Origin of the sequence: Pseudomonas syringae KCTC 12500 (assembly GCF_000507185.2) — a bacterium.
GTDB classification, from domain to species: domain Bacteria; phylum Pseudomonadota; class Gammaproteobacteria; order Pseudomonadales; family Pseudomonadaceae; genus Aquipseudomonas; species Aquipseudomonas syringae.
In genome coordinates this window covers 4,415,756-4,435,865 of the sequence record NZ_AYTM02000002.1, presented here as the reverse complement: position 1 = coordinate 4,435,865, position 20,110 = coordinate 4,415,756, and the positions used below count along the sequence as shown (strand labels likewise).

The following is a 20,110-nucleotide window of genomic DNA, read 5'->3' as shown; positions in this document are numbered from 1 at the left end:
TGTCGGGCGGCGACTTTTCCAGGCGCTCAAAGTGTTAGCCCGCCCGGGTAATGGCGCTTCAGCAATCGAGCGCGTCAGCCGCTTCGGTCAGGGAATCGACGATCACGTCCCAGTCCTGTTCGGCGGTCAGATCAGACGTCTGGCCTGGCCCGTGCTCGGCGGGACGTCGGACGAAAACGGTCTTGAAGCCATTCGCACGTGCGGCAGTCAGGTCGGCGTTATGCGCAGCCACCATGGCGACGCAATGCGGCGCCAGACCCACTGCTTTTGCAGACCTCAGGTAGGTCTGGGGCATCGGTTTGTAGGTGCCGGCGATCTCCGCGCCGACGATGACGTCCCAGGGCAGTCCGCCGAATTTCGCAAGGTTGAGCATTCCGGCGATGTGTCCGTTCGATAGCGTACCGATCGAGAATCTGCGCTTTAATCGGGTCAGGCCTGCGACCGAGTCGGGCCATGGATCGAGCCTTTCCCAAGCCTTGTTCAGCTCGGCGAGCTCGGCGTCGGAGATGCTGCCGAAATCCACATCGTGGCGCGCCAGCACGGTTTCGAGACTCTCCCGGTTGAGCACGTCGAGTGTCACGTACGGGCGCTCACCCGCACGCACGCGCTGCATGGAAGGTTGATAAAGACCGCGCCACTGATCGGCAAAATCAAGGGGGTCGACGTTCACGCCATGCTGTTGCAGAAATGGCGCAGCGGCCCGCGCCACGCCGTTTCGCCAGTCGACAACGGTGCCGAATACATCGAAACCGAGAAACCCTATCTGTTCCAGTCTGGCCATATTGCTCTCCCGAATCGTGCACAGTCGCTTATAGTTCTACAGAACTAGAACTATAGAACCAATCGCGCCAAAGCGAGTTGTTCCGGGCAGACATTACCCCAACTGTAAATGTTATGGACGGCACCGAAACGGCTCGACGGCTGATCAATCAACGATAGACGGAGGATTCATGGACTACGTAAAGCTTGGCAACACGGGGCTGGATATTTCCAGACTGTGCCTTGGATGCATGACATTCGGCGAGCCCGATGCCGGAACGCATCCCTGGACACTGGGCGAAGAAGCAAGCAGGCCGATCATCAGACACGCCGTCGAGCAAGGCATCAATTTTTTTGACACGGCCAACAGCTACTCGGCTGGTACTTCGGAAACCATCGTCGGCAAATTGCTCAAAGAGTTCACCCGTCGCGACGAGACCGTCATCGCCACGAAGGTGTTCTTTCCGGCGAACATGTGGGAAGGCTCGACCCGTCCTAACGAAAAGGGGCTCTCGCGCAAGGCCATCATGTCCAGTATTGATGCGAGCCTGACGCGACTCGGCACTGACTACGTCGACCTGTACCAGATCCATCGCTGGGACTATGACACGCCCATCGAAGAAACCATGGAAGCCCTGCACGATGTGGTCAAGGCCGGCAAGGCCAGGTACATCGGCGCGTCCTCCATGTACGCATGGCAGTTCGCCAAGGCCCAGCAGGTCGCGACCGCGCATGGCTGGAGCAGGTTCGTCTCGATGCAGAACTACCTGAACCTGGTGTATCGCGAAGAAGAGCGCGAGATGATCCCGCTGTGTATCGATCAGGGTGTCGGCCTGATGCCGTGGAGCCCGATGGCACGCGGCAGGCTGACCAGGCCCCATGGTCAGCAGACCGAGCGGACCAGAACCGACGTTTCCGGCCAGTCGTTTTATGAGGCGACGGAAAAGGAAGACGGTCGGGTGATCGATACCGTGGAACAGCTGGCCGCAGAGCGCGGGGTGCCGATGGCGCAAATCGCACTGGCCTGGGTATTGGCCAAGCGCGGTGTATCCGCGCCCATCGTCGGCGCTTCCAAGGCCACGCAACTGGACGATGCCATCGCAGCGCTGCAACTGGTGCTCAGTGATGAGGATATCAAACGCCTCGAGGCTCCGTACGTGCCCCATGCAGTGACCGGATTCGTCTGACCGACGCTGTAAAAAATCCCGGAACCGGCGAACGTCATGAGCCTCGCCGGTTACCCGCGGCACACAGCGACGACGAGCGCCGCTAAAGATCGCACCGCGCGCTTTCGTAACTGTCATACCGTTCTGAAATAACACCTGTCTATGTCACCGTGCGCAAATATCTATTGGGCAACGAGTCGACTGGGCGCTATTGTCAGGCGATTCTGAATAAAGGCTCTTCGCCATTATTTAATTCGACGTCTTCTCTTGCCTCGCTCGGGTTCATTCCATGAAAAATCAGGTTTCTCTGGCTACGCGCATCGGCTTGGGATTCGCCGCTGTCGTCTCGCTGCTCATCTTGATCACCGCCGTTGGCATTCAGCGGGTCGGGTTCATCGACAGCACCCTGGAAGACGTAGGCGAAAATGCCGCCAAGGTGCAACGCTATGCGATCAACTTCCGGGGCAGCGTGCATAACCGTGCGATCGCTCTGCGCGATGCTGTACTGGTCAACAACGACCAGGACCTGGCGCTGCATCTGGCAGAGATGACCCGTCTTGAAAAGGACTATGTCGACTCGGCCGTACCGATGGAGCAGTTGTTCACCAAGCCCAATGTCAGTGCCGAAGAGCGCCAATTGCTGCGCGGCATCAAGGAGATCGAACAGCAAACGCTCAGCTCTACCACGAGCGTGATTGCCTTGCGCCGTGCCGGAGACATCGCCGGTGCGCAGGCCTTGTTGCTCAGCCAGACGTCCGGTAACTACAGCGAATGGCTGAAGCGTATCAACGCGCTCATCGATAATGAGGAAGCCTCGATCAGGGTTCATCTGGATAACGTGCAGGCAACCGCCAGCCAGTTCCGTGGCCTGATGCTGCTCGCCACAGCGTTCGCCGTGCTGCTGAGCATCGTGCTGTCGGCGTTCATCATCCGCTTCGTGAAAAAGACCCTTGGCGCAGAACCGGTTGAAGTTGCCGAAGCCATTCGCCGACTGGCAGCGGGCGATCTGCAGCAAACCATCACCACGGCGTATCCCGACAGCGTCATGGGCGTACTGAGAACAGCGCTAAACCGTCTTTCGGAAACCATCACCGACGTACGAATGGCCGCTCAAGAGGTCAGCCAGTCCTCTACCGTGCTGTCGGCGGCCTCCTCCGCCAACAATGCGCAGATCATGGTGCAGACCCGTGAAGCCGAACAGGTAGCCACCGCCATCAGCGAGATGGCTGCGACGGTCAGTGAAGTGTCGGGCTATGCAGCACAGGCCGCAGACGCTGCACGTCTGGCTGACAGTGAGGTGGCGAACGGCAACACGCTCGTCGAAGGCACGACTACTGCCATCGAACAACTGGCGGCCACGCTGACTGAAACGACCAGTACCGTGGAGCAGGTCTCACGGCACGGCGAGGAGATCGAAAAGGTGATCGAGGTGATCAACTCGATTGCCTCACAAACCAACCTGCTGGCGCTCAACGCGGCCATTGAAGCCGCCCGCGCGGGCGAGCATGGCAGAGGTTTTGCGGTGGTGGCCGATGAGGTTCGTTCGCTGGCCAATCGCACTCAGCTGTCGACCCAGGAGATTCAGAACATGATCAGCACGCTGCAGGGCGGTACTGAAACTGCGGCACAGAACATGCGCGACAGCTGTGAACTGGTCAATCGTGCCGTGGAACAGACACGCAATGCCCAAAGCGCCTTGTCGAGAATCAATCAGGAAGTGAGTGCGATCAATCACATGAACGCGCAGATCGCCAGCGCGTCGGTTCAACAGAGTGCGGTGGCAGAAGACGTTGCGATAAACATCACCAGCATCCACGACTCGACACTCAAATCTGCCAATGGATCGCAGCAGGTGGCAACCGCCAGTGAGGAGCTCGCGCAGCTCGCCGATCGCCTGACCCGCAAGGTCGCGTTTTTCAAGGCAGGCTGAGGGTTTAATTAGGGTGTGATGAGGTATCGCGACGATGCATTCAGCGTTGCCGCGGTATCCCATTATCGGCAGATCAGTCTATGCAACTGACCGGTCTTAAGCTGCGCATCGCCAGTATCACGGTGAGCATGGACAGCGCGGCACATACCGCGCCGATCACGATGGCAGCGGTAAAGCCGGCCCGACCGGACACCACACCACCAATGAACGCCCCGCCGCCAATCGACAGATTCACCACACACACCAGCAACGCCTGAACGCCCTCGACACGATCATTGGAAGCCTCGAAACACCAGATCTGTGTGGTGATGGGGATCATCCCGAAAGCGAACCCCCAGACCAGAATCACCGGCCAGAGCAGCCACGGGTTACCGACGAACATCAGCAGCGCCGTCAGCGAACCCAGCATCAGCAGGGTCATGATCAGCACCGAGGACGGCGCGCTTCTGGCCGCCAGGGCTCCACCGGCCAGATTGCCTGCAACCGCCGCCAGGCCGAACGCGAAGAGCAATGCCCCCAGCGCCTGACCCTGAATATGCGCGAATTCCTGCACGAAGGGCGCGAGGTACGTGTAAGCCGCGAAGTGCCCGACATAGATCAACAGTGCGGCGGCGAACATGCGACGAATGCGCTGCTCGCCAGCCAGCGACAACATCTGGCTGATGCCGGCGGAACGCTCGCCCGGCAACGCAGGCAGGAAGGTTGCGATCAACAACCCCACTGCAACCGTGACCACTGCCGCTGTTTCAAAAGCTGCCCGCCAGCCGAAGGCTTCACCGATCAACGTACCGGCCGGAATCCCGGCGACAGTGCCAATCGAGACGCCCGCCAGCACATAAGCAGTGGCCTTAACGCCCTCCTTGCCGGGCCTCAAGCGCGGCCCGAGTGACCCGGCAATCGTCCAGAATCCCCCCAGCGCGAAGCCGAGCAGGACCCTGCCTGCGAGGGTCAGCCAGAAGTGCGTAGACAACGCGACGATCAGGTTGGATGCCAGCAATATCGACAGCAGCCCGAGCAACAGGCGCTTGCGGTCGACATGACTGAACAGGGCAATACAGGACGGTGCCGAGATGGCCGCAAGGATGCCGGGAACGGCCATCATCAAGCCTGTCTGGCTGATGCTGGTTCCCAGGTCGCGAGCGATATCGGGCAGCAGCCCGACCGGCAGAAATTCAGTGGTGACGGTGGCGAACGACCCAAGCGATACGCTGCCAACGGCCCACCATGAAGCGGGTTTTGTTTTTACGTTTCCAGCGGTTTCAAAGCGACTCACAGCGGTTCCAGAATTCAGGGATGTCAGCGACCGGCCGCTCGGGCCAGCGCGTGGAAGCGGCCAACCCTAACGTGTAAGTCCGTATCGAAGCCACCTTGCGAAAGAATTGTGTGTGGATGACGCAAGGTAAGCCCAGCCAGGACTGGCCATCCGGCCGATGCTCTGCGTCGAGGTTGCATGGTTGACGCAGAGCTTCACGAACGGCGTTCCCAAGCAGAGCTTGGGAACGATCACTCAACAACGACCCAAGGCCATGTGACCTACTTGTTGCGGGTCACTCTCCAGACGGTGTTTGCCAGGTCGTCAGCGATGATAAGTGCGCCTTTCGGATCAACTGTCACACCGACCGGCCGGCCACGAGTCTTACCGTCAGCTCCGCGGAAACCGGTTGCGAAATCCACAGGCTCGCCCGCAGGACGTCCATTGCTGAACGGCACAAAGATCACCTTGTAACCCACCGGGTTATCGCGGTTCCAACTGCCGTGCTCACCAACGAACACGCCGTCGGCAAACTTGTCGCCCATGGCCGGGATCGAGAACGACACGCCCAGTGCGGCGACGTGCGAACCGAGGCTGTAATCAGGCTTGATCGCCGCAGCGACTTTGGCCGGATTCTGCGGCTGGGCACGCGTGTCGACATTCTGGCCCCAATAGCTGTAAGGCCAGCCGTAGAACGCGCCCTCCTTCACCGAGGTCAGGTAATCCGGAACCAGATCAGGCCCCAGTTCGTCACGCTCGTTGACCACAGTCCACAACTGCCCGGTGCCCGGCTGAATCGCCAGTGCTGTCGGGTTGCGCAGACCGGTCGCATAAGGCTTGTGGGCACCGGTGGCGGCGTCGATCTGCCAGACCATCGCCCGATCGATCTCGACCTCCATGCCGCGCTCGGTCACGTTACTGTTCGAGCCGATACCGACATAAAGGTAGCGGCCATCAGGGCTTGCCGTCAGCGCCTTGGTCCAGTGGTGGTTGATCGCCGCAGGCAAGTCGGTGACCTTGGTAGGTTCACCGCTGGCCTTGGTCTGGCCTTCCTGATAATCGAAGCTGACCAGCGCATCCTGGTTGGCTACGTACAGCTTGCCGTTCGCGAAGGCCAGGCCATAAGGCGCATTGAGGTTCTCGGCGAAGACCGTCTTCAGCTCGTACTTGCCGTCGCCGTCCGCGTCCCGCAGCAGTGTCAGACGATTACCGCTTTTGACCTTGGTGTTGCCCTGGGCCTTGATGACGCTGGCAATCACGTCCTTGGGTTTGAGCTTGGCAGCGCTGCCGCCGCGTCCTTCGGCAACGATGATGTCGCCATTGGGCAAGACGATGGACTGGCGCGGAATATTCAGGTCACTGGCAATCGCCGTGATGCTGAAACCCTCAGGCACGGCAGGCTTCTGATCGCCCCATGCGGTCGGTTCGGCAATCTTCATGCTCGGCAACAGGCCGCGTTGCGGGTCCGGCAGCTTCGGATCCGGTCCGCGCGCCTGAGTGCTGTCGGCTTCACCACCGCAGGCGCTCAGCAGCAGCGCCATGCTCAATGCAGTCAATGCGTGGATATTTCTCATTCTGCACCTCCGGAACGCAGGCTGGTGAGCCCGGTCCACGTCGCAACGCAGGCCAGAACAGTGACAATGACCGACAGGATCAGGCCAGACGGCATGACCGCCCAGGCGTCTTTCGCATGCTCGAAGGCATTGACCAGACCCAGCACCCAGGTAACCAGCAACAACAGGAAGTACACCACGGGACGACCGGCCTTGTGATCGGCGCGAACCAGATTGACCAACGCGAACAGCAACGCCAGCCCGCAGAACAACAGGCCTCCGGCAATCAGCCAGGCGGCAAAGTTGCTCCACTGAATCTGAAAGGTCTGGTAGTAGGCAATATCACTCAGCAAGCCGCCAAGAAACAAAGGCACGGTTCCGGCAAGCAAGGTCGCATGTAGCGGGCCTGGCGTGTAGCGGTAGACGGGATGGGTGGTTACGGTCATGACGGCTCCTTTTCGTTCGGCGACCCTGGATCAAAACTCAGTGCGGATGTACTGGCAGGTCGGGGTCGCGCTGAATGCGCATAAGGAAGGATCATGCTGAGCAAGCGATAGTTCAGCGCTTTTCATTTCGAAATATGTTGAAAACGCTACTCGCGTGCAGTGCGCTTGTTTCGCCGGCAACGCTCAGAGCAATAAAGCACCTCATCCCAGCAGCGCGTCCACTTCTTGCGCCAGGTGAACGGCAGCCCGCAGACCACACAGGTTTTGACCGGCAACTCACTCTTTTTCAAAGCGCTTCTCCGGCATCCAGCCTGGCCAGCAAATGCTCGCCCCGCTCCCACAGCGCCTGTTGCTTGGGCTCAGCCATACGATCAAGGTTCTTATAGATAATCGCCATGCGCTGATTGCGACGTAACAGGTCGCCGTGGCGCATCAGGAAATGCCAGTAGAGCGCATTGAACGGGCAGGCATCCTCAGTGGTGCTTTCAGTGACCTTGTACGCACAGCCGCGGCAATAGTCAGACATGCGCTTGATGTACTGGCCGCTAGCGCAATAGGGCTTGGAGCCCAGATAGCCGCCATCGGCATGCATGACCATGCCCAGCGTATTGGGCAGCTCGACCCAGTCGAAGGCGTCCATGTAGATCGCCAGATACCACTCGCAGATCTGCTCCGGCACGATGCCGGCAAGCAGGGCAAAGTTGCCGGTCACCATCAGGCGCTGAATGTGGTGGGCGTAGGCGTGCTTCAGGCTCTGGCCAATCGCCTGACTCATGCAGTTCATCTTGGTTTCGCCGGTCCAGTAAAACTCGGGCAGCGGCCGGCTGTTACCGAACAGATTGCCGCTCGCGTAATCGGGCATTTTCAGCCAATAGACGCCACGCACATATTCCCGCCAGCCGATCAGTTGGCGAATGAAACCTTCGGCGGCATTCAGCCCCACCCTGCCCGACCAATAGGCGGATTCAACGTCACTGCACACCTGGCGTAAATCCAGCAGCCCGATGTTCAGCGCAGCGCTGATTCGCGCATGAAACAAAAACGGCTCATCAGTGGCCATAGCGTCCTGATAATCACCGAAACCGGCCAGGCCATAGTCCAGAAAGTATTCCCACAGCGCCTGAGCGTCGGCGTGCGTAACCGGATAGTCGAAATTATCCAGCGAGCCGTAATGACTGGCAAAGCGCTCGCCCACCAGCGTCAGCACCTGACGGGTGATGGTGTCGGCGGAAAAGCGCAGCGGATAAGGCGCGGCCATGCCCTTGGGCAGCGCCTTGCGGTTCTCGGCATCAAAGTTCCAGGCACCACCGACCGGCGTACCGTCGCCGTTCAACAGCAGCCTGCTTTTGCGGCGCATCTCCCGGTAAAAGAACTCCATGCGCAACTGCTTCTTGCCTTGCGCCCACGACGAGAACTCGTCACGGGAACAGAGAAAGCGCGTATCGGCGTGCCACTGGATGGGCAACCCGCAGTCCTTGATCGACTGCTCCAGACGCCAGTCGCCACACTCGGTAACGTGCAGCTCTTCTGCTCGCAACAGGGCCTGCCAACGCTGCAACTCACCCGGCACCGACCCTGTGTTCTGCGGATCATCGAGCATGACGTACTGCACCCGAACACCACGCTCACGCAGCGCCTCGGCAAAATGCCGCATAGCGCTGAAGATCAGCACGATCTTCTGCGGGTGATGCGGCACATGACTCGCCTCTTCCATGACCTCGACCATCAGGACCGTGTCGCGCTCGGGGATCAGACCCGCCAAGGATGCGAGATCGAAGGAAAGCTGATCGCCGAGGATCAGGTGGAGACGAGGGGCTTGGGTCAATGGAAGAGGCTCCGCGGCCATAAAACTTGTACCAATGTAATTTCATGTACAAGATTTTCATAGCGTTTTTCGATGGGATACCTGCCCGACCGCAGGGCGACCCACGCCCGGCCTCAGAGTGGAAATGTGAAAATTTTGTTAACTATTTGTTCGCAGTGTCTTTTTCTGTACGAAACAACCTGTCACACTAATGCGAACCATTATCAACATTATTATCATCCTGCCATGGAGGGCGTCGAGGGAGTGTCGGGTTCATGTCGGGGCAACAATCGCAAAGCCGTAATCGTTTCACACCGGGTCTGCTGGCCATGGGCATCTGGGCTGCCACCACACAGGCAGCCTTTGCCGCTGGAGAACAGGTTGGCGAAGCACAGCCCGCCACGACCATGGAGCTGGGTGCCACGCAGATCAGCAGCGATCAACTTGGCTCCACAACCGAGGGCAGTCAGTCCTACACCACCGGCCCGATGCAGACCGCGACCAAGTTGCCGCTGACCATTCGTGAAACGCCGCAGGCCGTGACGGTCGTCACCCGTCAACGCATGGACGATCAGGCCATGACCAGCATCAATGACGTGGTGAGGTATACGCCGGGACTGTTTTTGGACCAGTCCAGCGGACCGGGTCGGCAAACCTACACGTCGCGCGGTTTCGACATCGACAACATCATGTACGACGGCCTGCCCGCCTCGTACTCGGGCTACACGGCAGGCGTTCAACCCAATCTGGCCATGTTCGATCATGTCGAGGTGATCAGGGGCGCGACTGGCCTGGCGACAGGGTCTGGCAATCCTTCGGCAGCGATCAATATGGTGCGCAAGCGCCCTACCGCCGTGCCACAGGTCACCCTCACCGGCACGGTGGGGAGCTGGGACGATTACCGTGGCGTATTCGATGCGTCCGGCCCACTGAACGACAGCCGCACGGTTCGCGGCCGCATAGTCGGCTCCTACCAGGATGCCAACAGTTTCCGCGACAAGGAAAAGAGCGATCACGGCGTGTTCTACGGGGTGGTCGAAGCCGATCTGAGCGACGCGACGACCGCCACCCTGGGCCTGTCTCGTCAGGAAGATCAGACCAACTACTTCTGGGGCGGCCTGCCCCTGGGCGTCGATGGTCACCACCTGAACCTGCCGCGCTCCACCTATTCCGGCTCGGATTGGGAAAACAAGAAAATCCAGATAGACACCGTGTTCGGTGAGCTGGAGCACCGTTTTGACAACGACTGGAAACTGCGCGTAGCAGGCTCGAGCTCGTCGCTGGACGGCCTGTTTTCGGGGACCTACCTGTCTCGCTACAACGGCCCGCTGGAAACCACGGCCTACCAGTCGAAGCCGGAAGAGCAGCAGACCGCCTTCGATGCCTACGCCAGTGGGCCGGTCGAGGCCTTCGGCCGCACTCATGAAGTGGTGGTCGGCACCAGCCGGCGCGTGTACGACCAGACCAGCAACGAGTACAGCCCCTACGACACCGGCCTGCCCATCGGCGCGCCAAAGCCGGACTTCGTTCGCAATGGCAAGACGCACAGCATTGCCACCCAGGATGCGGTCTATCTCACCACGCGCCTGAGCCTGGCCGATCCGTTGACCCTGATCCTCGGCGGCCGTCTGGACTGGTACGACTACGATGACCGCGTCGGCGATGAAGACTACAAAGTCACCCGTAACCTGACGCGCTACGCAGGGCTGATCTATAAGCTGGATGAACACCACTCGCTATACACCAGTTACACCGACGTCTTTCAGCCGCAGAGCGCACAGGACCTGTCCGGCAAGGTGCTCAAGCCGGTGGTGGGCGAAAACTATGAAGTCGGTATCAAGGGTGAATACTTCAACGGCGCGCTCAACACCTCCCTGGCGGTGTTCCAGATCGACCAGAAAAACCTCAAGACCCAGTCGCCGACCCAGGCGGGCTGCGCGGTTCTGACCTGTTACGACGCTGCCGGTCTGGTACGCAGCCAAGGCATCGAGATGGAACTGCAAGGCGCGCTGACCGAGAACTGGCAAGTCGGCGCAGGCTACACCTACGCCCGCACCCACTACCTCAAGGACGCCGATCCGGCGAACAAGAACCAGCAATTCAACACCGACACACCCGAGCATCTGTTCAAGGTGTCGACGGTCTATCGTCTGCAGGGTGCACTGGAGAAAATGCGCGTCGGTGGCAACGTTTACTGGCAGAGCCGCATGTACAACGACATCGCGCTCACCGATGGCAGCTATCGCCTGGAACAGGGTAGCTACGCCGTCGCCGACCTGATGGCAGGGTATCAGGTGAGCAAGAACCTAGACCTGCAACTGAACGCCAACAACATCTTCGACCGCACCTACTACACGGCAATTGGCGCAAGTTCGGTATGGGGCTCCACCGACGTGTACGGCAACCCGCGCAGCTATACGTTGACGGCGAAATACAGCTTCTGAACCTGATCCCCGCTGCTACCGGGCATGCCCGACAGCAGCGTAGTTACCTGAGCGGTTACGCACCGCCTTCCAGACCAAACGCCTTCGCCATCCCGCCTGCTCCTTTGGGCGTCAGCTGCAGTGCTCTGGAATCCAGATGGCGGCTTACCCAGCCGCGCTTGAGCATCAGCTCCAGCAGCGCCGCCGATGTGAGGAGACGCTCACTCCAGTCCAGACAGGCGTAGGCATTCTTCGGTGGTGTCCGGACTTTATTCGACGGGCCTGACAGCGACGTAATGAGGCTGACACTCACTGCCAGTATTCCGGCGTCAGCAATACTTGCGCTCATCAGCACGCAGTCACATGGAAAATCATGGAAATCTCAAAAAACAGAGTGATCACTCTGTTTTTTAAAAAGAGTAATTATTTCTAAAAAACCACAAAAAATATAAATAAATTGCCTATAAATTTAATTTTATGAAATTAAATCGATATTAAAACAAAATATCAGCTATTGAATTTTACCCGATTTCAAATATATAAAATTACATTCGTGTATTTTACCTTTCAGCAACTTTTCTGTTTGTCACGCACGCCTTGAATGAACTGTCAGCGGCCCTGAGCTGCTGACTTGCCTATCTGCCTGTTTCATATTTCTGTTTGGAGATTCTCCCGATGGCCAGCCCCCTGCTGCCTGTTGTTGCCACTTTACTGATGTCCCTTGCCGCCCTCCCGGTGTCTGCCGCTGACGGGCAGAACCCGCTGCCATCCACGTCGAGCGAGCGCCGCGCAGAAGTCGACGCACAGCGTGAGCAGATCACGGGTGCCGACGCTGCCGTACAGAAAACGCCCAATGGCGCGCAAACGGTGGTGGATGCACCGATCGACACTGCTGACGCCCCTGCCGGCAATGAAGACCGCTGAGTGACCCACTGACTGCAACCGATCAACCTATGAATGACGTAAGGAATAACTCCGTGTCCATGATCAAACAAGGCCTGGGCCTGAGCCTGTTGGCGCTCGGTATCGCCCAGGCAGGCAGCGTATTCGCTGTCACACCGATGACCGGCAATGAAGTGGAAGCGCGCGTAGGCGCGATGCTGGACAACATGACGCAATCGGAAAAAATCAATTTTTCGCGCGTTGACGACGGCCGCATGATTCCCAAGCTGGACAAGTTCAACCTCCAAGGCACGGTCGCCTATGACTCGGCCATGGGCGTACTGGTCGGCGGCAAGACGTTCGGTGCGCAGTACCCTTCCCCGTCAGCACTCGCGGCAACCTGGAGCATTAACCGGGCCAAGGAATTCGGTCTGGCCATCGGCTACGAAACCCGCATCGCAGGCGGTCAGCAGATGCTGTCGCCGGCCATCAACCTGTACCGCACGCCGTTCAACGGCCGGGCGGCTGAGTACATGAGCGGCGAAGATCCGTTTCTCGGCGCAGTACTGGCACCTGCCGTCACCAACGGTATCCAGGTTCAAGGCATCCAGGCGGCCGCCAAGCATTACCTGATGAACGAGCAGGAAGCGAACCGTCATTATCTGGATGTGAAGATCGACGAACGAGCGATGCAGGAGCTGTACCTGCCGGGCTTCGAATCGCTGGTCAAGAACTCGAATATCGCCTCGATCATGTGCGGCTACAACAAGATCAACGGCGAATACGCGTGTGAAAACCACCACCTCATCACCGATATCCTCAAAGGCCAGTGGGGCTTTCAGGGTAACGTCATGAGCGATTTCAACTCGGTTCAGGACGCCTTCAAGGGTGCTTGGGCGGGCACCGATATCGACATGCCTAGCGGCCTTCAGTTTACCGAAGCCAAACTGCTGCCTTACGTCTGGAATGGTCAACTGCACCAGAACGTGATCGACGACAAGGTGCGCAGGAACCTGAGAGCGCTGGTCAGCTACGGCTTTGACAAAGGGATCAACAAGGCGCAGCCACTGGAGCATCGTGAATACGGTCAGCTGGCGGCCTTGAACGTCGCCAGAGAATCGATCGTCCTGCTGCGCAACGAGCCAGTAGACGGGCAGAAACCTCTGCTGCCGTTGTCCAGAAACGCAAAGATCGCCGTGATTGGCGATATGGCCATGCAGCCGCCGACCGCGCCGTTCGGCACCGCCTATTCGGCGCCGGCCAGCTATGTCACCGAAGTGAGCGGACTCAAGCAACTGGCGTCTAGCCCGTCGAATGTGGACTACCTGCCACAGATGAGCCTGAACCCTAAATCATCGGTCTGGTATCAGCCAGGCAGTGACCAGCAGGCGATCAGCAACACCGGCGTAAAAGCCGAGTACTACGCCAACACCTCGCTGTCCGGCGACCCGGTGGCAACCCGCATCGAGCCGGGCGTCAACCTGGACTGGATTACCAGTACCAACGTGACCGATAACGGTGCCAGCACAGTCAACGGTTATACCCCTGCGCCAGGCGCGTTCTCTGCCCGTTTCACCGGCAAGATCAAACCGACGATCACCGGGCCCCAGGTGTTCAAGGTGCGTGCCGACGGCCCTTACAAACTCTGGATCAACGATGAGCTGGTGCTTGAAGATGAAGGCGCGCAAGTCTCGTTCGACCTGATTCCAGTCGTGCCGCGCACCGTCAAGACACCGAATCTCAAGGCCGGCAGCGAATACAACGTGCGCCTCGAATACCGCCGGCTCAAGGGCAACTTCACCCCGGTACTGGGCGGCATGAACGGCGTGCAAATGAGCTGGGCATCGTTGCGTCCACCGAAGAACCTGGGGGATTACGACGCTGTCGTGGTAGCCGCCGGCAATAACTTCGAATACGAGGGTGAGTCGCTCGATCGTCCGTTCGAACTGCCGCAATTCCAGTCCGAGCTGATCGGTTTCATTCAGAAAGCCAACCCGAAAACCATCGTGGTACTGCACGGTGGCGGTGGCATGGACATGCAGCCGTGGGCTGACAAGGTAGCTGCGTCTCTGCACGCTTGGTATCCAGGGCAACAGGGCGGCCAGGCACTGGCTGAAATCCTCTTCGGCAAGGTCAATCCGTCGGGCAAGCTGCCGATCACACTGGACAAGAAGGCGCAGGACAATCCGAGCTATGCATCGTACTCGAACCCGGTGCCCTACTATTTCAGCAGCCCTAACCCGCCTGTCGAGATGAGCTACAGCGAAGGCCTGTACCTGGGCTATCGCGGTTACGACAAGAAGCACACCAAACCGCTGTACCCATTCGGTTTCGGGCTTTCGTATACCACCTACGCGTACAGCGACCTGAAGCTGTCGAGCAATGTGCTGGCACCGGGCGCGACCATTCAAGCGTCGTTCACGGTTACCAACACGGGTGACAAGGCCGGTTTCGAAGTGGCTCAGTTGTACGTGCAGCCTTCCAAGCCGCTGGTTGATCGTCCAGAGAAAGAGCTGAAGGGCTTTTCCAAGGTTTACCTGAAGCCTGGCGAAAGCAAGACCGTGACCATTGCGCTGGACTCGCGCTCGTTCGCGTACTACTCAGCCAACTCGGTGAGCTGGAACGTTGACCCTGGCAAGTTCAAGGTGCTGGTAGGCAAGGACTCGGAAAACCTGACGCTCGACCGCACGGTTGTAGCGTTGTACCCGGAGAAATTGACCACTCGCGACTCCAACCCGCTGCCGGTTCCCCTGCGCAAGGCCGTACAGGTCAAGGCAGAACAGGCTTACTAAGCGACATTCATCCCAAGCAACATTCATCACACGCCAAAGGCATCGGTGGTCGACAGGACCACCGATGCCTGCCTGGCAAATGCTCGCAGCTCAGCGTGCAGCCAGATCCCGCGCCAGTCGTTCGAGAAACCTGGCAAACCCCTCCTCTATCTGCACATCCCCTGGCGATCGAAGCCATTGAATCTGCATGCCATCCATCATGGCGGCTATCTCCAGGCTGATCTGCCTTGCGTCAATATCCGCTCGAACTTCGCCTTCCTCGACCAGCAACTTCAGATGCGCCTGAAGATGACCGTGCACAATGGCAAAACGCTCGCTGAACCAGCGGTGTGCAGGATGCGTGACCGACAGGCTTTCAGTGTTGATGATCATCAGCGCCTGGCTGACCGCGGCGTCTTCGATACTGAAACTCATAACCTGCTTCAGAAACGACAGGAACCCCTGCAGAGAAGCGACCTGATCGGCATCCTGCAGCCGGCCGGCAATGTACTGGTCGCGATGTTCGAGAACAGCTTGCAGCAGCACCAGTTTGGTCGGGAAGTGGTGCAGCAGGCCGACCTGAGAGAGACCTGCCACCTTGGCAATGTTGGTCAGCGAGGCGCCGGCATACCCATCCCGAGCGAAGAGGGTCATGGCCGCCTTGATGATTTCGGCCTTGCGCACCTCGCCCTTGGGCAGGCGACGTTTGGCTGCAGGCTGCTTGGCTGCGCTGGGTGTACCGGAGCTGTTTGCATCGATGGACATACGAAGGGCACGTTTCGCATAACGAAAAGGTAAATCCTAGCATGCGCTCCGCAGACCCCCTGAAAAAAGGCTGCTCCGCAAGCACAATTCGCATCAGGTCATGAGCGATGTGCGCAGCCTGCGAACAAAGTTGTTCCCCTGGCCTGACGCCCTCTAAAGAAAGCCGCAAAAAGGCCGATGAATACCCGGGCAAATTGTCTTGTTTTTGGGCACGCCCCTTGAATCAGCGCAGGACACAATGGCTGCTTTAAATTCTTGATCCGTCGAAATCCGATTCGTCGGCAGATGTCCACCGACACGGCCACTGATATGCAGGCAAGACAGGCCGTGAGTTCAAGCGCGACAATGACCGTATGATGCCCGACATAGAACGACGCACATCAGGTGCAGCCTGCCGAGGGCGAACGGGCAAATGCAGAGCTTACTAACGAGCGGATTTCAACGTGCAAAGCAGGCCACCGACAAGTGCCCGCCCATGCCAAACATAACGTGTGAGCGGGAGGCGCTCTGAAAGACCTGACAAGAGAAGAGCTTGAAACGCAGATCGTGGACCTGCGCAGAATGCTTGAAGAAGCCGGCATCGACGCCGCAACGAATACCTGTCGACCCGCAGCCATCGGCCGCGAGGCACGCCAGCGTGCAGTCTTTGACAGTGCGATGGATTTCGCCATGATCCTGACCGATCGCGACGGCATCATTACCGACTGGAACCCGGGCGCAGAGCAGGTTCTGGGCTGGACCCAGGATGAGATGGTTGGCCAGAGCGCCGAACGTTTCTTTACGCCCGAGGACGTGGCCAACGATCGTATCGAGCATGAAATGCAGCTTGCGCTGAGCGTAGGCCGGGCATCGGACGAGCGCTGGCACCTGCGCAAGGGCGGCCAGCTGTTCTGGGCATCAGGCGAGATGATGCCGCTCTACGATGAAAAGCATACGCACCTCGGCTTCGTGAAGATCCTGCGCGACCGCACCCCCGAGCATCTGGCAGGCCGCGCGACCGAAGAAGCCCAGGAACGACACCGGCTCGCCGCCAAGGCGACCAATGACGCGATCTGGGATTGGGACTTTGCAGCCAACCTGGTGCTCTGGAACGACGCGCTGGAAGAGGCCTACGGCTACCCGCTGGCAACCCTGGACAACTCCGGTGACTGGTGGATGGGCCAGATCCATCCCGACGACCGTACCCGCGTGTACAACTCCATTCATGCCGTGATCGACGGCAATGGCACTGCCTGGACGGACGAATACCGCTTTCGTCGTCTGGACGGGGCCTATGCCGACGTGCTGGACCGCGGCCATGTGATACGCGATATCGACGGCCAGGCGGTGCGCATGATCGGCGCAATGCTCGATATGTCGCAGATGCGCAAGGCCGAGACCGCGCTGCGCCAGAGCGAAGAGCGCTCAAGGGCCATGCTGGAGACCATCGAAGCCGCATTCGCCATCATTCAGGTCAAGTTCGATGCCGATGACAGCCCCGTAGACTACCGCTTCATCGAGGCCAACCCCGCCTTTGAACGTCAGGCCGGCGTCGATCTGCGCGGCAAGTGGGTGACCGAGTTCGCGCCAGACCTGGAGCGGTTCTGGTTCGAAGCTTATGGCAACGTCGCCAAAACCGGTGAGCCAGCCAACTTTGAAAACTATGCCAAAGCTTTCGAACGCTGGTTCGAAGTCAAGGCGGTGCGTGTCGGTGAACCGGCTGATCGGCAGATTGCGGTGATCTTCAGCGATGTGACGGCGCGACGCGACGCCGAAGAGCGCTTGCGCACCAGCGAGGCCGTCGCGCGTGAAAACATCGACCGCGTTCAGCTCGCCCTGGCCGCCGGTGCAATCATCGGCACCTGGCACTGGGACTTGCCGACCGATCGCTTTACCGTCGATGAAGCCTTCGCCAAGGCCTTCGGTCTGGACACCGCGCTGGGCCGTGAAGGCCTGAGCCTGGAGCAAGTCATTGCCACTGTTCACCCGGAAGACAAGCAAGGCCTGATCCATGCGATCAATGCGGTCATCACCAGCGGGCGTGTTTACGCCCACCAGTACCGTGTTCGTCGTACCGACGGGATCTACTACTGGATCGAAGCCAACGGCCGGGTCGACCGAGCCGAGGATGGCACACCACTGAGCTTCCCCGGTGTGCTCATCAACGTCGACGAACGACGCGCCGTGGCAGCCGAACGCGACCGTGCCACTGCCGCGCTGCGTGCCCTCAACGACACGCTTGAGCAACGCGTGGCAGCCCGTACCACCGAGCTCATGCAGGCCGAAGAGAAGCTGCGCCAGTCGCAGAAAATGGAAGCGGTCGGGCAACTGACCGGTGGTCTCGCCCACGACTTCAACAACCTGCTGGCAGGTATTTCCGGCGCGCTGGAATTGATGGGTACCCGGATCGAGCAAGGCCGCTGGGGCGAGGTCGACAAGTACATCGTGACCGCCCAAGGCGCGGCCAAACGTGCAGCAGCCCTGACGCATCGGCTGCTGGCCTTCTCTCGCCGCCAGACCCTGGACCCGCAGCCGACCGACGTGAACAGGCTGATGAAAGGCATGACCGACCTGATCCAGCGCACGGTCGGCCCCAGCATCGTGGTCGAGACCATCGGCGCCACGGGGCTGTGGCCAACCCTGGTCGATGCCAGCCAGTTGGAAAACGCGCTGCTGAACCTGTGCATCAACGCCCGCGACGCCATGCCGGACGGCGGGCGCATCACCATCGAGGCGAGCAACCGCTGGATCGACGGCGATGTGGCACGCGCACACGATATGCCTGAGGGCCACTATCTGTCGCTGTGCGTGACCGATACCGGCACCGGCATGACACCTGATGTCATCGCCAAGGCATTCGACCCCTTCTTCACCACCAAGCCCATTGGCCAAGGCACAGGGCTGGGTCTGTCGATGATTTACGGATTTGCCAATCAGTCTGGCGGACGGGTGCTCATTCAGTCGGAGGTCGGCAAGGGCACTGCGATATCACTGTACCTGCCCCGCTACGAAGGTACTGCGGCCAGGGACGAAGGCGATGTGCACAAGGCACCGTTCGAGTTCACCCAGTCCGGGGAAACCATCCTGATCGTGGACGACGAACCCACGGTGCGCATGCTGCTCACCGATGCCCTCGGTGACCTGGGCTATACGCTGATCGAAGCCGCCGACAGCCTGGCCGGCCTCAAGCTGCTGCGTTCGGATGTGCATATCGATCTGCTCATCACTGACGTGGGTTTGCCGGGCGGCATGAACGGACGACAAATGGCCGATGCCGGACGCGAGGTCCGCCCGCATCTGAAGACCCTGTTCATCACCGGCTACGCGGAAAACGCCGCCATCGGTGACGAACAGCTCGGGCCAGGAATGCGCGTGCTGACCAAGCCGTTTGCAATCGATGCCCTGGCCGCCAGAGTCCAGGAACTGATGAGCGTTTGAGTAAACGGCCCGCTGCAACCCTGCGCCGGGCCGTCAACATTGAGCGCTGCGCAAACCCGGTGCTAACATGCGCGACCGCCATGCAGGCAAGGGAATAACCGGGTCATGAGCAGTATCCGCGAGCGCAACAAAGAACTCATCCTGCGCGCTGCCAGCGAGGAATTCGCCGACAAAGGCTTCGCCGCCAGCAAGACCAGCGATATCGCGGCCAAGGCCGGTGTCCCCAAGCCCAACGTCTATTACTACTTCAAATCCAAGGAAAACCTCTATCGCGAGGTGCTGGAAAGCATCATCGAGCCCATTCTGCGTGCCTCTACGCCCTTCAATCCCGAAGGCGTACCTGCCGAAGTCCTCAGCCGCTATATCCGTTCGAAAATCCAGATTTCCCGTGACCTGCCCTTCGCCTCGAAAGTGTTCGCCAGCGAGATCATGCATGGCGCCCCGCACCTGACAGCGCAGCAGATCGAACAGCTCAACGGCCAGGCACGGCACAATATCGAATGCATCCAGGCCTGGATCGACAGCGGACAGATCGCCCCGCTCGATCCTCACCACCTGATGTTCACCATCTGGGCGGCGACCCAGACCTACGCCGATTTCGATTGGCAGATCGCTACGGTCACCGGCAAGGCAAAACTGCAGGATGCCGATTACGAGGCGGCAACGCAGACCATCCTCAGGCTGGTGCTCAAGGGCTGCGAGCCGGACCGCTGAGCCCACCCTGCTTTCCTGCAGACGCAAAAAACCCGCCGAAGCGGGTGGTTTTGCAACATGACCATTCCGACATCCTGTCAGTAGCCTCCTGGCAATGGTCGATCCTCCCTGATCACTGCGGCGTTCCTTCGCTGCAGCTGTTGAATTGGATCCTACATTCACTGAGGGTCAGTCGATAGAGCCAATCGCGCCTGTTGCTGTAAGCCTTTTGCCATACCCGTGTACGCC

General features: G+C 59.4%; 14 protein-coding genes and 2 pseudogenes. 8 read left to right on the top strand and 8 right to left on the bottom strand.

Going from position 1 to position 20,110, the window contains the following annotated elements:
* Positions 1-58: 58 nt before the first annotated feature.
* Positions 59-781, bottom strand: a complete 723-nt coding sequence (locus tag V476_RS20085) for a haloacid dehalogenase type II (RefSeq protein ID WP_024959184.1) — start codon at positions 779-781, stop codon at positions 59-61.
* A 169-nt stretch (positions 782-950) separates the two neighbouring features.
* On the opposite strand from V476_RS20085, the gene V476_RS20080 reads away from it, so the two are divergent.
* The 3 genes and pseudogenes from V476_RS20080 to V476_RS29420 all read left to right on the top strand — a co-directional run bounded on the left by V476_RS20080 (position 951) and on the right by V476_RS29420 (position 3,855).
* Entirely contained in the window at positions 951-1,946 is a 996-nt protein-coding gene (locus V476_RS20080) for an aldo/keto reductase (RefSeq protein WP_003342942.1), read from the top strand.
* 268 nt (positions 1,947-2,214) lie between these two features.
* Positions 2,215-2,715, top strand: a pseudogene (locus V476_RS29425) (MCP four helix bundle domain-containing protein); the annotation flags it as partial.
* Between the two features lie 81 nt (positions 2,716-2,796).
* Positions 2,797-3,855 (top strand): methyl-accepting chemotaxis protein, encoded by a 1,059-nt coding sequence (locus V476_RS29420; protein ID WP_428838815.1) that lies wholly within the window; start codon positions 2,797-2,799, stop codon positions 3,853-3,855.
* A 73-nt stretch (positions 3,856-3,928) separates the two neighbouring features.
* Here V476_RS29420 and V476_RS20070 read toward each other — a convergent pair whose 3' ends face one another.
* From V476_RS20070 to V476_RS20055, 5 genes are all read right to left on the bottom strand, one after another.
* Complete coding sequence (locus V476_RS20070; protein WP_024959182.1) at positions 3,929-5,128, bottom strand: MFS transporter; 1,200 nt, start codon at positions 5,126-5,128, stop codon at positions 3,929-3,931.
* Between the two features lie 260 nt (positions 5,129-5,388).
* The gene (locus V476_RS20065; protein ID WP_003342936.1) at positions 5,389-6,681 is read right to left on the bottom strand and encodes a PQQ-dependent sugar dehydrogenase; all 1,293 of its coding nucleotides are present in this window, start codon (positions 6,679-6,681) and stop codon (positions 5,389-5,391) included.
* Entirely contained in the window at positions 6,678-7,106 is a 429-nt protein-coding gene (locus V476_RS20060; RefSeq protein WP_003342934.1) for a DUF2231 domain-containing protein, read from the bottom strand. The genes V476_RS20065 and V476_RS20060 overlap by 4 nt, the downstream gene beginning before the upstream one ends.
* Positions 7,107-7,252: 146 nt before the next feature.
* Entirely contained in the window at positions 7,253-7,396 is a 144-nt protein-coding gene (locus V476_RS27560) for a DUF2256 domain-containing protein (RefSeq protein WP_080278412.1), read from the bottom strand.
* The gene (locus V476_RS20055) at positions 7,393-8,952 is read right to left on the bottom strand and encodes a cryptochrome/photolyase family protein (RefSeq protein ID WP_080278411.1); all 1,560 of its coding nucleotides are present in this window, start codon (positions 8,950-8,952) and stop codon (positions 7,393-7,395) included. Before V476_RS20055 ends, V476_RS27560 begins: the two co-directional genes overlap by 4 nt.
* Positions 8,953-9,185: 233 nt before the next feature.
* Here V476_RS20055 and V476_RS20050 point away from each other — a divergent pair, with 233 nt between their 5' ends.
* Positions 9,186-11,354: a TonB-dependent siderophore receptor gene (locus V476_RS20050; protein WP_024959180.1), complete on the top strand. Its 2,169-nt coding sequence runs from the start codon at positions 9,186-9,188 to the stop codon at positions 11,352-11,354.
* A 55-nt stretch (positions 11,355-11,409) separates the two neighbouring features.
* Here the strand turns inward: V476_RS20050 and V476_RS20045 are convergent.
* Positions 11,410-11,580 (bottom strand): annotated as a pseudogene (locus V476_RS20045) (ArsR family transcriptional regulator); the annotation flags it as partial.
* Between the two features lie 428 nt (positions 11,581-12,008).
* Between V476_RS20045 and V476_RS20040 the strand changes: the two are divergent.
* Together V476_RS20040 and V476_RS20035 are read left to right on the top strand one after the other, a co-directional pair.
* Positions 12,009-12,257: a hypothetical protein gene (locus V476_RS20040; RefSeq protein WP_003423303.1), complete on the top strand. Its 249-nt coding sequence runs from the start codon at positions 12,009-12,011 to the stop codon at positions 12,255-12,257.
* A 59-nt stretch (positions 12,258-12,316) separates the two neighbouring features.
* Positions 12,317-15,007, top strand: a complete 2,691-nt coding sequence (locus V476_RS20035; protein ID WP_024959178.1) for a beta-glucosidase — start codon at positions 12,317-12,319, stop codon at positions 15,005-15,007.
* Between the two features lie 90 nt (positions 15,008-15,097).
* Here the strand turns inward: V476_RS20035 and V476_RS20030 are convergent, their stop codons facing one another.
* The gene (locus V476_RS20030) at positions 15,098-15,751 is read right to left on the bottom strand and encodes a TetR/AcrR family transcriptional regulator (protein WP_024959177.1); all 654 of its coding nucleotides are present in this window, start codon (positions 15,749-15,751) and stop codon (positions 15,098-15,100) included.
* 561 nt (positions 15,752-16,312) lie between these two features.
* Between V476_RS20030 and V476_RS20025 the strand changes: the two genes are divergently transcribed.
* Positions 16,313-19,168 carry a PAS domain-containing hybrid sensor histidine kinase/response regulator gene (locus V476_RS20025; RefSeq protein ID WP_235810929.1) on the top strand — a complete coding sequence of 952 codons (2,856 nt, stop codon included), beginning with the start codon at positions 16,313-16,315 and terminating at the stop codon, positions 19,166-19,168.
* A gap of 105 nt (positions 19,169-19,273) precedes the next feature.
* Positions 19,274-19,882 carry a TetR/AcrR family transcriptional regulator gene (locus tag V476_RS20020; RefSeq protein WP_003319640.1) on the top strand — a complete coding sequence of 203 codons (609 nt, stop codon included), beginning with the start codon at positions 19,274-19,276 and terminating at the stop codon, positions 19,880-19,882.
* Positions 19,883-20,110 lie beyond the last annotated feature (228 nt).